Genomic DNA, 306 nt, shown 5'->3' on the forward strand with positions numbered 1-306 from the left:
GTCATCAGTGACTTAGCGACATCAATGATGTGCTGTCGCATATCTTGTATAGGTTTCTTCATAGGGAAGGCACTCTACACAAAACTAGACCGGTCGTCTAGAGAATCCTCTTATCCCGCTCACGTGATGCTTGCAGGCTCCAGCGCTTCCCTTTCCCATTTAGCGATAACCAATGGCGCTACGGCATTACCCAGCACGTTTAGCGTGGTGGTTCCGCTGTCAATAATCCTGAAAATTCCAGCGATGAGAGCGACCCCTTCCAATGGAAGGCCAGCAGACGCCAATGTCGCGGACAGGATAATGATG

1 protein-coding gene is annotated in these 306 nt (G+C 50.3%); it reads right to left on the reverse strand.

The features are described 5' to 3' along the window. Window positions 1–119 precede the first annotated feature (119 nt). On the reverse strand, window positions 120–306 hold a 187-nt coding region (locus AC0L20_RS40580), incomplete at its 5' end, for a cation:dicarboxylate symporter family transporter (protein WP_473295758.1).

The organism is Bradyrhizobium sp. Kon58 (genome assembly GCF_055807455.1).